This window comes from Mycoplasmopsis caviae (genome assembly GCF_024498215.1).
Taxonomy (GTDB): Bacteria; Bacillota_I; Bacilli_A; order Mycoplasmatales; family Metamycoplasmataceae; genus Mycoplasmopsis; species Mycoplasmopsis caviae.
The window spans coordinates 1,069,165-1,084,658 of sequence record NZ_CP101806.1; the positions used below are offsets into that span (position 1 = coordinate 1,069,165).

Here is a 15,494-nt window from a genome sequence, read left to right on the forward strand (position 1 = left end):
GTGATTAGTGTTTCAATAAGATGTTTTTTATCTTTCATACAATATCCTGTCTATTTCAGAAAGTATCAGTTGTCTAATATCAAAACTATTTTTATCATTATTTTTAATCATGGATAAATATTTATCAATTGCCGGAAATAAGCTTTTTTTACTTAGCAAAGTATCAAAAAATAATTTTTTTTCTGTTTCGGTGTTAATTTTTTTATCCATACCAAAAAGAGCTTCATTTTTTACATCTGTTAAATCTAAGTTGTCAACATATTTATGATTAGCACCACCTTCATAAACTGTTAAATTTATAGCTTTAATTAATTTGCAAATTCAATAATCGTTTTTAAGTTTATTAAATATTTTGTTTATTAAAAAAGCAACACAAACAATTCCATTTTCAGCAAAATAATCCGTATTATTCAAATATTCGTAAATAATTTTATTTTTGCTTTCATCATTAATATCAAACTTGTCAAGTGGTATAAAATTGTAAAAAAAACTGTTTGAAATAAGCAAATACTTAAATGAATCAACTATTTTTGAATTTATGAATTTCTCTTTTGCAAGCAAGAAAGCAATGTCTTTTTCAGTATTACTAATTTTCTCCTTTCAACGCTGATCAATATTCCTACTTGTTGTTAATAATTTAAGCAATTGATGAATTTTCATTGATAAAAGTCAATATTTATTAATGATCGCCTTATTATTTTTAACCTTATAAAACTTACTTGGTATAATCTTGCAATTCATTAACTCAATCTTGTATTTCGACATATAAGTCATTCTTAAAGCTGCAGCATTTTGAAAAATGATTTTGAAATTTTTGTCATCTTCAAGCCACTTGTTAGATCTATATTTAAAATCTGTTGCCACAAAATCTAAATCATTATTTTTTCTTCAAAAATCCTTATACTTTAAAACAAATGACGCACTGCCCATTGGAATCAAATTCTTTTTGTAAAATATATCAATAATATTATTCTCGATTTTATCAAGTTTATTTGACCAATAAATTTTTCTAATATCATTATATTTCATCAATAAAACACAATAAAATTTATACCAATAAAAAACTTTGAATATATTATTTTTCGAATATTGCTCTATCTTAATTTTTGAAACAAAAATTAACAATATGTACCCTACTATTATTAATAAAACAAATGGTACAAAAATTAGAGCAATTAGGTTTAATTTTCCTTTACTGTTTACATTTTGTTTCGACATTATTGTTTCAATTAAAAAATAAGTAGAAAATAAACAAATTGAAAACAACAAGGTAAACAAGACAAGAGATAAAGCAGAATATATAATTAACTTTCTATTAAATTTGTTCTTTCGGAGAATTTCTTTATATTTTTCAATTAATAGCATGAGTCTCAATATAAACTATCATAATCTCTTTTTTGATCTAGTTCTGCATTTGCAATTACATTTTTAATTGCACTAAGAACATTTCGAATTCTTTTTATCGCAATTCTTCTTGTTGCTCATGTTAAGAAACTAGGTTTAGATTTTTTTAATGTTTGATAAATTTCATCAACAATATCACGAAATCAAATAATGTCATTTACTTTTTTACTAGTTTCTAATACGAAGTCAAGAGCAATAATTATATGTTCTTTTGAGTACTCTTTATTACCTATTGTATGCTTCAATATATGAAATCCAGCACCAATTAAACCTAATGCCGCAATGCCAACATCCAATCCTGTACCGGTTAGCTCTAAACCACCACCAATATTTTCGCCATTTTCTAATAATCACTCTCAGGATTTCTTAACAAATTTGTGAAAATCTAAAAATCTTTGAATTTGACTTTTAACTTCCTTTCTAAGGTCAAGTCAATCCTTTTCTGTTACATAACTATTTATGTTACTTGAATAAGCTTCTGTTGAATATTTATTTTCAAGAGCTAACAATCTTTCTTCAAATTCTCGAGTTGCTTCATTATCTTCATCATTGAAGTAATCATTCATAAATTTTGAATTAATTAACTCTTTTAATTGACTAACATTAAGTTTAGAAATTTGTAATTCATTGTATCTTTCTTCTTCAAATTTAGTAAGTTTTTCTTTGTTGAAAACTTTAAACAAGATAAACATATTATTATTCAATTGATTAATGTCATTAATATGACTATTTTGTGTATTTTGAGATGCTACTATCATTTTCTACCCTTTCATATTATTTTTTTGTAAATATAATCATAATATTTACAAAAAAATTATAAAAAAATTCATTAACTGTTTTTTGTTTATGCAATTTTTATTATTTTCTTTAAAAAAATAAATTTTATGTCTCTTTTTTTATTTAAAAATCATAATTTTTTTGAACATAAAATGAAGAATGAAATAAACAAAAATGTTTCTTTTTGTGGCATTGGAGATTGTTAACTTCATAAAAGTTTTTTTTACTTTTTAACCTTGCTTTTTTGTCTATTTTATAGGTTTTGTGATTCCAATATATAAGAATAATTAATAATTTAAATTTACATAGTAATAATTATTAAAATTTTCTTATGCAATAAATTAAAATAAATATATGTTAAAACTAAGGAGAAGAAATGAAGAATAAATTAACAGGATTTAATGGTTTTTGTTGCCCGAATGATAAAAGTGCAAACCAATATGCAATCATAAATCACTTGAAAAATTATTTAATGAAGAACAGAAAATTTGACAAAAAAATTGCAATTTTAAGAAATCAAACAAGTTCAGCTATTTTTGAAATTATTTATAGTTACTTACAGACATATGACAATATTATTTACATTGATGCTAATGATGTTGTGAACTTTTTTAAAAAGAACCATGAAAAAATAGCATTTACAATTGTTACAACTAGTACGTTTTTAAACAATTCAACATCATTGAATAAGACCATCTTGAGTGAGTGTGAAAAGTATAGCATACCAATTCACATTGATGCAACTCAGGAGTTTGCAAGCTTGATTGTTGAAGATTATAATCTGAATAGAAAAAACCTAGACATATCAATTTCGTTGAACGTGAAAAATATAATATTTTATAATCTTAACATTTGTTTTTACGCTTGAAACAGCAAGAAGTCGCTTAAATTTATTCTAACAAAGTGTGAAATTCCCACAGAATTTTTTAAAGATTATTATGATCGTTTAAAAATGCCAGATTTTCTAAATAACTTGTTACTTCATAATGGAAATAAGTATTTAGAATCAAAAGAAGAAATACTAAAAAATAAAAAGCAATTAGTTAGTATATCTGAATCGCTTATGACTAATGATAAGAATTTTAAAACAGAAATTCTATGATGCAATTTATTTGATGGTTTTTTAATTGATGTAATTTTTAATGATAAAAGTCCTGCTGAAACTAATTTTTTAGTAAAAATGCTCTATGAAAAATTAAATAAAAAGGACAATGATTATTTTAGTCTTGTTACTATTCCATACATGAATTATTACAAAAATATGATTTGTTTCAAAAACTTCTATCCTTTGTCATCATATATGAAGAAGAAAATTAACACAGCATTTTTTAATTCATTAAGCGATGTAATTGATTTAAATCATTCTCGAGAACAACTAACTTGTGTCAATTTGGAAATTGACAACAAAAATTTGAAAAATCTTTTGAAAATTTTTGTTGAATACTCAAATAAAGGTTTCATATTTCAAGGTTCATCATTAATTTGATTAAAATTTAGTGATTATTATAGACTGCCTAATGATGTTGATTTATTATTACAACACAAGAATTTTAAAAACTTTGATGATAAATTTTTATTTTTTGCTAAAACAATGAATAATAGAAAATTTGAAAAATATGATTATTTTAATTGAAATGATAATTTATGGTCGGTTGATTTGTTATTAACTAACAATATCGACGATGGTTTTATCAATGATTATCAGTTTGAATTTAATGGCAATAAATATTCTATTAAAGGTGCGTCACTTGATTACATTCTTTATCAAAAGATCGAAACAATAATTTCAAATTCCATATCAAACACTGGTGAATTTAATTGTCTTAAAGACGAAGTGATAAAGGATATTAATTTTTTACTTGAGAAAAACACATTATTGACCAGTGAAGAAATAAAGAAATTTGTTTCATTCAGTCTACAAAATTCCACAAACATCTATTTTAAAAATCCTTACAAAGATATTAAAAATCTTGTTAGTAAAGTTGACTTAACTCTATATAAGGAAAAAGTAAGAAAATTAATTGTTGAAATATGCAATGAAATTGAAAGACAATCACGAGATGAAATTATCCCTAATAAAGATTTTCAATTTGACTGACGATAAAAAAATTTTGGCTTTTTTATAAAAAGTTCTTGGTTGACATTTGATAATTTTCTTCTATTTTGTCCAATTTTTAAGGTTGTAAAAATTATAGCCAAAACACATAAAAGTTTGGCTATTTTTTTAATCAAAACAGCAAAAAATGTGTTATTTTTTTGTTTTTGTGTGTACAACATTAAGGTTTACCGCATTTTTAAATGTTAAATTACATTTTTTAAAATTTTGCATATTAAAACATACAACATCATTAAGAAGTTGCTTTTAATTAATTCATTTTGTCTTCAATCCTAAAGTTTTTTCATAACTTTTGGGGATTGACATCATTTGTTAATTTCTTTTAAATATTCTTCAATCAACAAATAAATTGTTGATTGAAATAAAAAATAACTTATTTAATAAGTATTGAGCCGTTGGCTCTTATTAAGACCTGTCGGTCTTAAGAAGCAAAACTTCTTTTTGTCTTGTAAGACAGGCTTTCTTCTTTTAAAAAAGAAGAAACAAGAAAAACTTACTTAAATGATTTGTAATTAGCGTCAATAAATTCCTTCATTTCTTTTGTAATATCATTTAACTTTTCAAGATTTTCACTTAATAGTTTTTAATAAATTCAATGTCTTTATTGTTTGGGTTTGCAGAATTCTTAAATATATTTTCAAGTTTTTCAAATGTACTGGATGTTCATGTTCTATTATGAAGCATGGTTTTAATTGTAGACTCTTACACCTTGATGTTGTGGATCAAGATTTTTGATATTGCATATACATCGATTGCGCTCAATTCGTTTCCTTTCGGTACTCTGGCTTCATATTTTCTTTTCCCTCAACAAAGAATAATTTATTTTCAGGAGTTACCATAAGCTTTGCCTCTCCACTTTCAAACATAGAAACCCTAGCGCCATTATTATCAAATGGAGCAAGATATTTGTTGTCATATCTCACAGTATGATTAACTATTTTTCTTTTAATTACAAGATTCATCTCTTCTTCAAAAATTTCAGTATTTGGCTTTCTAAAAACATTTGATTTTTTACTTACTGCTTCGGCCTTTTAAATTGTTTGTTGTATTCATCAATTAAAAGTTCAATTTTTCCCAAAAAGTCTTCAAAACAGTTGATTCCGTTTGTATGAAAGAATGTTCCTATTCATCTTTGCAATGTTCAAAATGATCTTTCAACATTTGGTTTTGCCTTTGGATTGCTCGCTTGTTATAAGTTCAATTCCTCTTGCATTTAGTGCTTCTTCCATATTTGTTCTTGTACTATCTGAACCTCAAAAGTTCTTCTTCTATCCGTTATTATTACTTGTGGAATGCCATACCTTTTAAATAATTGTGTTAGAAGATTTTGATATCCAATTGTTGTTTCCTCAATGTCAATTCAGATTGCTAACAAACTTTTTGTTGTCGCATCAACAGCATTATAAATATGGTACTTCTTACTTTCTCCAAAAAGATGAAGTGGTGTTGCATCAATTTCAATAATTTGCCCAAAATCATAGTCAGAACTTTTATTTTGGTAAACACCTTTTAATGGATTTTTATTTAGAATTTTTTCATAAATTTTAATAAACTGTGCCTCGATTTTAGAAATATCTTGACCGTTTTCTAAAAACATTCTTCTTCTCTTAATCTCATTTTTTACTTTTCTCGTTGCATATGAACTGCAATAACCAAGTCTAAGCATTCTTTTATAAAAGGTAGTGAAAGGCAACAATTTTTTTCATCATTAGTAAGACTCATTATTGTAAAAATGCAACAAGGCTACACTAAGATCACCTTTTGATATTTTCTCAATATGTTCCACTAATTCATAATATCTATTAGTTAAATCAATAATAACTGAATCACTTACTTTCACACCCCTAAGTTTATTTTTATTACCATGTGATATACTGATTGCATCTTGGTTATTTGTAGATGCAATCAATATTTGATTTCTATATCTTTTAATTGTTTTTGTTGATGTTCTACAACCCAATTTTCCTAATATTTTTGATATTTCGGCATTTGGTCTATTTCAATATTGTTGAATTTTTTAAATCTAAAATTTTTTTATCTTCATAATCAGTTGTTTTACCTGTATCAACTGCTTGAAATCTGGTTTTAATTACAAGATTTTCCATAATTTAAATTCTCCTTTTTAAAATAATAATTGAAACCTAAAAATGGACAAAATAAAAGATAAAAACAGGGTGGACAAAATAAAATAAAACCATTATTTATAAAAAGTTCTTGGTTGACATTGCAATATGGTTTATAATATCTTTGATGTGTCCCCAATGTTGGACAATTACTATACCCATAGGGATAGTTGCTTAAGAGTATATAACTCCTTTCACTAGATAATTGAAAAGTACTGTGCGCGGTTGCTTTTCTTCTTTAATCAAAATATTATTTTAATCTTCAATCTCCAAAGAGAACTTCGCCGTTCTCTTTTTTGATTTTTTATGCTTCAAATTGCTGCACACAGTAGCAAATTTATATTTAGTATTCAAATTTTTAAAGTTTAATGTTAAATTTAAAAATTAACATATTCTATTTATTTATAGGCTTTTTGGTCAAATGATTTTTTTGCATTTAATTAAATTTTAAAAGAAAGCTTAATTATTTAAAAATGTGGAAAGATTTCCATTAATTTTTATTTGCGTATTTTTGCAACTTTCATTATTTTGATAATTTTCTTCTATTTTGTCCAATTTTTAAGGTTGTAAAAATTATAGCCAAAACACATAAAAGTTTGGCTATTTTTTTAATCAAAACAGCAAAAAATGTGTTATTTTTTGTTTTTGTGTGTACAACATTAAGGTTTACCGCATTTTTAAATGTTAAATTACATTTTTTAAAATTTTGCATATTAAAACATACAACATCATTAAGAAGTTGCTTTTAATTAATTCATTTTGTCTTCAATCCTAAAGTTTTTTCATAACTTTTGGGGATTGACATCATTTGTTAATTTCTTTTAAATATTCTTCAATCAACAAATAAATTGTTGATTGAAATAAAAAATAACTTATTTAATAAGTATTGAGCCGTTGGCTCTTATTAAGACCTGTCGGTCTTAAGAAGCAAAACTTCTTTTTGTCTTGCTAGACAGGCTTTCTTCTTTTTAAAAAGAAGAAACAAGAAAAACTTACTTAAATGATTTGTAATTAGCGTCAATAAATTCCTTCATTTCTTTTGTAATATCATTTAACTTTTCAAGATTTTCACTTAATAGTTTTTTAATAAATTCAATGTCTTTATTGTTTGGGTTTGCAGAATTCTTAAATATATTTTCAAGTTTTTCAAATGTACTGGATGTTCATGTTCTATTATGAAGCATGGTTTTAATTGTAGCTCTTACACCTTGATGTTGTGGATCAAGATTTTTTGATATTGCATATACATCGATTGCACTCAATTCGTTTCCTTTCGGTACTCTGGCTTCATATTTTCTTTTCCCTCAACAAAGAATAATTTATTTTCAGGAGTTACCATAGCTTTGCCTCTCCACTTTCAAACATAGAAACCCTAGCGCCATTATTATCAAATGGAGCAAGATATTTGTTGTCATATCTCACAGTATGATTAACTATTTTTCTTTTAATTACAAGATTCATCTCTTCTTCAAAAATTTCAGTATTTGGCTTTCTAAAAACATTTGATTTTTACTTACTGCTTCGGCCTTTTTAAATTGTTTGTTGTATTCATCAATTAAAAGTTCAATTTTTCCCAAAAAGTCTTCAAAACAGTTGATTCCGTTTGTATGAAAGAATGTTCCTATTCATCTTTGCAATGTTCAAAATGATCTTTCAACATTTGGTTTTGCCTTTGGATTGTCGCTTGTTATAAGTTCAATTCCTCTTGCATTTAGTGCTTCTTCCATAATTGTTCTTGTACTATCTGAACCTCAAAAGTTCTTCTTCTATCCGTTATTATTACTTGTGGAATGCCATACCTTTTAAATAATTGTGTTAGAAGATTTTGATATCCAATTGTTGTTTCCTCAATGTCAATTCAGATTGCTAACAAACTTTTTGTTGCCGCATCAACAAGCATTATAAATATGGTACTTCTTACTTTCTCCAAAAGATGAAGTGGTGTTGCATCAATTTCAATAATTTGCCCAAAATCATAGTCAGAACTTTTATTTTGGTAAACACCTTTTAATGGATTTTTATTTAGAATTTTTTCATAAATTTTAATAAACTGTGCCTCGATTTTAGAAATATCTTGACCGTTTTCTAAAAACATTCTTCTTCTCTTAATCTCATTTTTTACTTTTCTCGTTGCATATGAACTGCAATAACCAAGTCTAAGCATTCTTTTATAAAAGGTAGTGAAAGGCAACAATTTTTTTCATCATTAGTAAGTCTCATTATTGTAAAAATGCAACAAGGCTACACTAAGATCACCTTTTGATATTTTCTCAATATGTTCCACTAATTCATAATATCTATTAGTTAAATCAATAATAACTGAATCACTTACTTTCACACCCCTAAGTTTATTTTTATTACCATGTGATATACTGATTGCATCTTGGTTATTTGTAGATGCAATCAATATTTGATTTCTATATCTTTTAATTGTTTTTGTTGATGTTCTACAACCTAATTTTCCTAATATTTTTGATATTTCGGCATTTGGTCTATTTCAATATTGTTGAATTTTTTAAATCTAAAATTTTTTTATCTTCATAATCAGTTGTTTTACCTGTATCAACTGCTTGAAATCTGGTTTTAATTACAAGATTTTCCATAATTTAAATTCTCCTTTTTAAAATAATAATTGAAACCTAAAAATGGACAAAATAAAAGATAAAAACAGGGTGGACAAAATAAAATAAAACCATTAGTATTTTTTGCAACTTTCATTATTTTTGCCTAAATATATAATTTAAATACCTTAATATTAATATTAAGGTAATTTACAAACGTATATGAAAGGAGAAAAATGACTACAGCAGAAACTAAAGGCGAAGAAATTAAAAAATCTAAGCCTAAAGACAATAGTCGTAAAGGAAATTTTCGTAAAATTTTAAGTAAACTTTCTGGTGCTTTTATGTTACCAATTTCAGTTATGTCTATAGCTGGTCTATTTCTTGGGGTTGGTGCAACAATTTCTAGTCAATTAGGTTCATATGAAATTGCTAGAATTATTGGTGAATTTATCAAATTACTAGGTGACCCTGTATTTGGTGCAATGCCACTATTATTTGCAGCAGCTTTCGTTGTGGCATTCACTGATGAAGCTGGTATTGGTGTCTTTGCTGCAATTATTGGATACTTAATATTCTCAGCAATACAAGCTCCATTCATCAAGGATGTTAAAGATACATCAGGTAATCTAATTGGTTATGACATTCTATGAATGACTAAAAAGTATGCTACTGGTGTTAAACAAGTTGTAGGATCTTCATTAGGATTCAAAACACTTCAAACATCAGTTTTCGCTGGTATTTTAATTGGGGTAATTGTTTCTTATCTTTACGATAAACTTCACACAATTAAACTACCAACAGTATTCTCGTTCTTTGGAGGAAAGAGATTTGTTTCATTAGTAACAATTATTTCAATGATTCCTCTTACTTTCTTCTTCCTACTAGTATGACCATGAGTTGGTATTGGTCTAAGTTACTTTGGTAACAGTATAGGTAAAGTTCCATATGGTTTTGAATCATTTATTTTTGGATTCATCGAAAGATCATTAATTCCATTTGGTCTTCACCACGTATTTTATGCACCACTTTGATGAACACAAGCAGGTGGTGATTTAGCAAGTGCTATAACTGAATGACAAAAGAGTAACACTTTTGTAACTAATGGTGAAATTACAAAATGATTAACTAACCTAACAGATAAACCTGATAAATGAGTTGGTGACTCATATATGGCAGTTAATGTTGCTGGTTTACCATTCAACACACTAACATGAACTAAGAATGGTTCAACCGAACCAATTACAATGCCAGTTTACAAATTCATCGCAAGTGAATTAGGTATTAAATTAGGTAGATTCCTACAAGGTAAATATTCATTTATGATTCTTGGTCTACCAGGTGCAGCAGTAGCTATGATTTTAGCAGCACCAAAAGAAAATAGAAAAGTTGCTGCTGGTACAGTTATTCCAGCTGCACTAACAGCAATGATTACTGGTGTTACAGAACCTATTGAATTTACATTCTTATTCTTAGCACCATGACTATTCTGAGGATTCCATGCATTTTTCTGTGCACTTGCATTTATGCTAGCTAACTTGTTAGGTGTACACATTGGTATGACATTCTCAGGTGGTATCATGGACTTAATTATCTATGGTATTATTCCAGTTCTTAAGGGAACAAACTTCTGATGATCATTAGTAATTGGAGCTGCATACTTTCCAATCTACTTCCTTGGTTTCTTCTTCTTTATTAAGAAATTTAATTTAGCAACACCAGGTCGTGGTGAAACAGTTAAATTATTCACAAAGAAAGATTTCCAAGAAAAACAAGACGCTAAAGCAGAAAGTAAAAAAGATACATCAACAAAAAATGCAAAAGAATATGCAATGATTCTTGCATTAGGTGGATCAAAAAACATTTTAAACACAAACAACTGTGCTTCAAGACTAAGATATGACATTAAAGACAGAAGTTTAGTAAATGAAGCAGAATGTAAGGCGGCAGGTGCTGTTGCTCTTAAATGAGAAGGCGACAAGCATGTTCAAGTAATTATTGGACCAGCTGCAGAACAAATGAATGCAAACATTAGAAAAATTTTAGCTTCTGGTGAACTAGATGACATCGTTGTTGAATCAAAAGAACACAAAGTAGAAACTGAAAAAGTTGAATCAATGACAGGTTGTTCAAAACCTGGTTGCGAAACTAAATGTGACTGTCATACTGAAGAACCTGTAATGGAAGAAAAAATGGAAGTTCAAGAAACTCCAGTTGCAGAAGTTGTGGAAGAAGTTCAACCTCAACCTGTTCAAGAAGCTCCAGTAACTCCTAGCGAAACAGCTACAATGGCAGATACAAAATGAGTAGATGAATCTAATGACTTAGATCGTCCTGTTGAATTCTTTGCACCTGCTATTGGTGAAGTTATTCCTTTAAGCCAAATTCCAGATGAAACATTTGCAAACAAATACTTAGGTGATGGTGTTGCAATTAAACTTAAGGCTGAAAAGAAGGCTTCAATTTGAGCTCCTGTTTCAGGTACACTTGAAACAGTGTTCCCAACCAAACATGCATATGGTATTACAACTGATGAAGGTATTAAAGTTCTTCTTCACATTGGTGTTGATACAGTTACACTTAATGGCGAAGGTTTCGAAACAAAAGTAAAACAAGGCAAGAAAATTAAAGCTGGTGACTTGTTATGTACTGTTGATGTTGAACACCTATCAAGCCAAAATAAGGTAAGTGATCTAATTGTTATTATTCTAAATGAATCAGAACACAAACACATTATTGATACAGCTCTTGGCGAAAAAATGACCAAACGTGCTGACAAATTAATGCTTGTTAAATAAGATTAATTAACTTAAAAATGAACTCGCTTATACGGGTTCATTTTTGTTTTTTTGCTGTTACTTGTTTCCCTAAGTGCCTATCAAATAGACCCATTAGGAAATTTTAGCAAAATAAAATGAACCTTTGTAGCCAAAAGTTCACTCTATTTCTATTCTTTAATTTGTGCTTTTCCAACAACTTCAATGTCAAAATAATATTTTCTTCAAGTTAACCTAATTTTTTGATCTTTCGTTACTTTTTTCTCATCAAAGTATTCTAAATATAACTCATCAAAAAAGTGCATAGGACAAGAAAATGATTTACCCTTTTTAATTAATTTTAGAGATAAGTCATCTAAGATAACTTCAACGTTTTCGCTGATATCAAATTTAAGACTATTACCACTTTCCTTAAGTGCTGTTGAATTTATTGAAATACCACTTTTGTGCATTTTTTGCAATTCATTAAAAGCTTTAAATCTCAAATCGCCATTGAAATTATAGTAGGCAGCATTATATTTAATTTCTAAATTTCTTGCTAACTCTTCAAGTGTGCTAAAAGGTCTAGATGCTCATAATCTTCTACTGAAAGTAAAAAGTGAAGGACAATATCAGTATTTATTTTCGATTATGTTGACTTTGTATGTTTTGATTTTATTCATTTATTAACCCTAATTCTTTAATCATTTTTGCAATACCATCATTGTTATTTGTATCAGCAATATATTTTGCTATTGCTTTTACACTATTTGTTGCATTACCCATTGCAACAGGAATTTTAACAGATTGCAACATACTTATGTCATTATCAGCATCACCAAAAGCAATTGCTTTTGATAAATCAATATTACTAATTTCTGCTAACTTAACCAATGTCTTACCTTTTGAAATTCCTATAGGCATTATATCAATAACACCACTTTGAGAAGATACTGTATATATAAATTTATTAAATTTGTTTGCAATTGTAAGTAGGGAGTCTATCTTCTCTTGTGGAACATTTTGAGTAATAATTAGTAGTTTAGCAAAATTAAATTGATCACTTATTTCTTTTAGGCTGCCTTCTTCATATTTTCAACGATAAGGATTATCTTCTTTAATGTGTTGATAGATCATAAATTCAAATCAACGTGGATTAGTGAAATTATTTCCTCTCATTCCGTTAATATCATATGCTAAGAAGTCGATTTTGTTGTCTTCTAAGAAGTTAATTAATTCTTTAGCAATTGCTTTGTCAATTGCCTGAAAAAAAGGTATTTTTTTGGTAATTGGATCATAAATCATTGAGCCATTACCAGCTACAACTGGGTGTTTAATATTTAAATCTTCCATGAGTTTATAGTTCATATAATATGGTCTTCCAGTTGCAATTATTATGTTTTTATTTTCCTTTTGAAGCTGTTTTATAGTCTTCTTGGTCGACTCTAGTAGATTTTTTGACTCATCATAGAGTGTACCATCTAAATCAAAGATGAAGTATTCAATATTATTTCTTTTGTCCATAATAAGCATTCTTTCCATGCTTACGATTATAGTGTTTTTCAATTAATGCTCCCTGAGCACTTGAAGCATTGTTATTTGAAATTATTAATGTATTAATAGCCATCTTTGCCACTTGTTCAAGTGTAAGAGCTAAATCAACAGCATCCTTTGGAGATTTAAATGACCAAGCAAAAGGACCATGTTCTTTAACTAATGTAGCTGAGCATGCTTTTCAGTCAATTTTACGACTTTTAAAGGTTTCTATTATCACAAGACCTGTGTTGTGTTCATATTGTCCATTAATTTCTTGTGGACTCAAGGCTCTTGCACAAGGAACTGGTCCATAAAAATTATCTGCATGTGTTGTTCCAAAACAAGGGATATCTTTACCTGCCTGAGCAAACGAAACAGCATTAGGACTATGTGTGTGAACTATTCCTTTAATTTCAGGATTTTCTTTATAAAGCAATGTATGAGTAGGCGTATCAGAAGATGGGTTATATTTTGAATCAATAACATTGTTATCTAAATCTGTTATAACCATATCTTCAGGTTTAAGCGAATCATAAGAAACGCCACTTGGTTTAATAACCATATATTTACGATCTTGTGTAATACCTGAAACATTGCCCCATGTATGAATAACAAGACCATATTTGACTAAAAGCATATTTGCATCGTAAACTTCTTGCTTAAGTTTTTTGATTTCTACTTCATATTTTTTGTCAAGAGTCATTATTTATCCCCTCCAACTTTAGCTCACATTTTGTCATAAAACTTATGTGCTTCGCTAATATACTTGATTGCTTCTTCCTTAGTTTCGTTTTCTTTGTTTAATGACCACATTTCGATCATAATTGGTTGATTTAACTTAAGATCTTTTAAAATTTTTAAAAGATAAGGAAAATCAACAGTTCCGCTACCAAAAGGTGTATCTCTAAACTTTGTTGGAATAGTGTCTTTAAAATGGAATGCTACAATATGATCTTTAGCAATTTCAAACTCATTGTATAAATCTTCCTTATTAGCTCATTGATAAATGTTACCTAAATCAGGATAAATTTGTAAATAAGGACTATTAATCATATTTATGTATGTCATTGCTCTTGAGTTAGTTCCCATAAATCGTGTGTCCATAATTTCAAAAGCTAACATAACTGAATGCTTGCTTGCTTCTGTTACTGCTCATTTCATACCTTCAATGAAGTTTTTTCTTGTTTCTTCATCAGCAGGTTCATAATAAACATCATAACCAGCAAGCTGAACAGTTCTAATACCTAATTTTTTAGCTAAAATAATGGCTTTGGTCATTATTTCTTTTGCTTTAGCTCTAATTTTAGGATCTTTAGAACCGAAAGGATATTTACGATGACCACTGAGTGTCATTGAATTAAAATTAAATTTGTGTTTGATTAGCAACATTTGAGCTTGAGCAATTTCATCGTCACTTCAGTCTAAACGTGCTAATCTACCTGGGGTTTCATCAACAGAAAATTCCATAAAGTCATAACCAGCAGACTTAGCAATAAGAATTTTTTCTTCAAGGCTAAATTTGTTGTTTATGGCTTTTTCATAGATACCTAATAAGCGGTTCTTATTTTCAATATTTGGCAAATTCGTCCTTAAAGGCTTTGGCTGCTAATTCTGGATTTTCTGCATCTCTTAATGATCTACCAGCTATAAAGATAAAAATTGGAATATCTTTGAATAGCATAATGTCTTCAAGAGCTACACCGCCAGTAATAGTTACTTTAAAGCCTTTTTTGGCAAGTTTAGAAACGGCATCTATGTCTTTTTGTCCTCATTTAACTCCACTTGCTTGGCTATCTCTTGAACGGTGTCAAACAACTTGTGGGACGCCAACTTTAGCTCAAGCATCAACTTGATCTCAAGTAAAATTTGAAGTTAATTCGATTTGAACTTCTTTATCTTTGCCATATTCCTTGGCAATATTCATTGTTTCAACAATTGTTGGTACCTCAGCTGCACAAATACAGGTTGTGTAGTCAGCACCATTTTCGAAAAACATCTTACCGAATACTTTACCAGCATCAGCAATTTTGCCATCAGCAACAATTATCTTTGTAGGAAAAGCTTCTCTTAATGCTTTGATAGCTTTTTTACCCTCTGATGAAATAAGAATTGTTCCTACTTCAATAATGTCGATGTATTTTTCAACCTTTTTTGCACTTGCAATTGCATCCTCAATTGTTAAGTTATCTAATGCAATCTGTAACATTGGTTTCATATTAAA

At 28.1% G+C, this 15,494-nt stretch carries 19 protein-coding genes; 2 read left to right on the plus strand and 17 right to left on the minus strand.

Translation table 4 applies throughout. From position 1 onward, the window contains the following. Positions 1-27: 27 nt before the first annotated feature. Together NPA07_RS05210 and NPA07_RS05215 are read right to left on the minus strand one after the other, a co-directional pair. The gene (locus NPA07_RS05210; RefSeq protein ID WP_408634419.1) at positions 28-1,365 is read right to left on the minus strand and encodes an MAG4530 family protein; all 1,338 of its coding nucleotides are present in this window, start codon (positions 1,363-1,365) and stop codon (positions 28-30) included. Then, complete coding sequence (locus tag NPA07_RS05215) at positions 1,356-2,162, minus strand: hypothetical protein (protein ID WP_126118256.1); 807 nt, start codon at positions 2,160-2,162, stop codon at positions 1,356-1,358. The genes NPA07_RS05210 and NPA07_RS05215 overlap by 10 nt, the downstream gene beginning before the upstream one ends. Before the next feature lie 395 nt (positions 2,163-2,557). On the opposite strand from NPA07_RS05215, the gene NPA07_RS05220 reads away from it, so the two are divergent. After that, complete coding sequence (locus NPA07_RS05220) at positions 2,558-4,285, plus strand: hypothetical protein (protein ID WP_126118255.1); 1,728 nt, start codon at positions 2,558-2,560, stop codon at positions 4,283-4,285. 524 nt (positions 4,286-4,809) lie between these two features. Here the strand turns inward: NPA07_RS05220 and NPA07_RS05225 are convergent. The 10 genes from NPA07_RS05225 to NPA07_RS05270 form a co-directional block, all read right to left on the minus strand. Then, entirely contained in the window at positions 4,810-5,259 is a 450-nt protein-coding gene (locus NPA07_RS05225) for a hypothetical protein (protein WP_256553187.1), read from the minus strand. A 53-nt stretch (positions 5,260-5,312) separates the two neighbouring features. Continuing rightward, positions 5,313-5,435 (minus strand): hypothetical protein, encoded by a 123-nt coding sequence (locus tag NPA07_RS05230; RefSeq protein WP_256553188.1) that lies wholly within the window; start codon positions 5,433-5,435, stop codon positions 5,313-5,315. A 75-nt stretch (positions 5,436-5,510) separates the two neighbouring features. Beyond that, positions 5,511-5,963 (minus strand): DDE-type integrase/transposase/recombinase, encoded by a 453-nt coding sequence (locus tag NPA07_RS05235; RefSeq protein ID WP_256553189.1) that lies wholly within the window; start codon positions 5,961-5,963, stop codon positions 5,511-5,513. Between the two features lie 42 nt (positions 5,964-6,005). Next, positions 6,006-6,257 carry a hypothetical protein gene (locus NPA07_RS05240; RefSeq protein ID WP_256553178.1) on the minus strand — a complete coding sequence of 84 codons (252 nt, stop codon included), beginning with the start codon at positions 6,255-6,257 and terminating at the stop codon, positions 6,006-6,008. Positions 6,258-7,412: 1,155 nt separating this feature from the next. After that, entirely contained in the window at positions 7,413-7,682 is a 270-nt protein-coding gene (locus NPA07_RS05245) for a hypothetical protein (RefSeq protein ID WP_256553166.1), read from the minus strand. After that, the gene (locus NPA07_RS05250; RefSeq protein WP_256553071.1) at positions 7,622-7,759 is read right to left on the minus strand and encodes a hypothetical protein; all 138 of its coding nucleotides are present in this window, start codon (positions 7,757-7,759) and stop codon (positions 7,622-7,624) included. The genes NPA07_RS05245 and NPA07_RS05250 overlap by 61 nt, the downstream gene beginning before the upstream one ends. Continuing rightward, positions 7,753-7,881: a hypothetical protein gene (locus NPA07_RS05255; RefSeq protein WP_256553190.1), complete on the minus strand. Its 129-nt coding sequence runs from the start codon at positions 7,879-7,881 to the stop codon at positions 7,753-7,755. Before NPA07_RS05255 ends, NPA07_RS05250 begins: the two co-directional genes overlap by 7 nt. Beyond that, complete coding sequence (locus tag NPA07_RS05260) at positions 7,869-8,147, minus strand: hypothetical protein (protein WP_256553191.1); 279 nt, start codon at positions 8,145-8,147, stop codon at positions 7,869-7,871. Before NPA07_RS05260 ends, NPA07_RS05255 begins: the two co-directional genes overlap by 13 nt. Beyond that, a complete protein-coding gene (locus NPA07_RS05265; protein ID WP_256553192.1) occupies positions 8,132-8,584 on the minus strand; it encodes a hypothetical protein in 453 nt (150 codons plus the stop codon). The genes NPA07_RS05260 and NPA07_RS05265 overlap by 16 nt, the downstream gene beginning before the upstream one ends. A 42-nt stretch (positions 8,585-8,626) precedes the next feature. Continuing rightward, the gene (locus NPA07_RS05270; RefSeq protein WP_256553151.1) at positions 8,627-8,827 is read right to left on the minus strand and encodes a hypothetical protein; all 201 of its coding nucleotides are present in this window, start codon (positions 8,825-8,827) and stop codon (positions 8,627-8,629) included. A 390-nt stretch (positions 8,828-9,217) separates the two neighbouring features. Between NPA07_RS05270 and NPA07_RS05275 the strand changes: the two genes are divergently transcribed. Next, positions 9,218-11,779 (plus strand): PTS transporter subunit IIABC, encoded by a 2,562-nt coding sequence (locus NPA07_RS05275; protein WP_126118254.1) that lies wholly within the window; start codon positions 9,218-9,220, stop codon positions 11,777-11,779. A 149-nt stretch (positions 11,780-11,928) separates the two neighbouring features. On the opposite strand, the gene NPA07_RS05280 is transcribed toward NPA07_RS05275, so the two are convergent. From NPA07_RS05280 to NPA07_RS05300, 5 genes are read right to left on the minus strand one after another with little or no spacing between them, the layout of a single operon-like run. Next, positions 11,929-12,420, minus strand: a complete 492-nt coding sequence (locus tag NPA07_RS05280) for an MPN499 family protein (protein ID WP_256553193.1) — start codon at positions 12,418-12,420, stop codon at positions 11,929-11,931. Further along, the gene (locus NPA07_RS05285) at positions 12,413-13,279 is read right to left on the minus strand and encodes a Cof-type HAD-IIB family hydrolase (RefSeq protein ID WP_235659542.1); all 867 of its coding nucleotides are present in this window, start codon (positions 13,277-13,279) and stop codon (positions 12,413-12,415) included. Before NPA07_RS05285 ends, NPA07_RS05280 begins: the two co-directional genes overlap by 8 nt. Further along, on the minus strand, positions 13,245-13,976 hold the full coding sequence (locus NPA07_RS05290) for an L-ribulose-5-phosphate 4-epimerase (protein ID WP_164535716.1): 732 nt from the start codon (positions 13,974-13,976) through the stop codon (positions 13,245-13,247). Before NPA07_RS05290 ends, NPA07_RS05285 begins: the two co-directional genes overlap by 35 nt. Then, a complete protein-coding gene (locus tag NPA07_RS05295) occupies positions 13,976-14,854 on the minus strand; it encodes an L-ribulose-5-phosphate 3-epimerase (RefSeq protein ID WP_126118251.1) in 879 nt (292 codons plus the stop codon). Before NPA07_RS05295 ends, NPA07_RS05290 begins: the two co-directional genes overlap by 1 nt. After that, positions 14,835-15,488: a 3-keto-L-gulonate-6-phosphate decarboxylase UlaD gene (locus tag NPA07_RS05300; protein ID WP_126118250.1), complete on the minus strand. Its 654-nt coding sequence runs from the start codon at positions 15,486-15,488 to the stop codon at positions 14,835-14,837. The genes NPA07_RS05295 and NPA07_RS05300 overlap by 20 nt, the downstream gene beginning before the upstream one ends. Between the last annotated feature and the right edge of the window lie 6 nt (positions 15,489-15,494).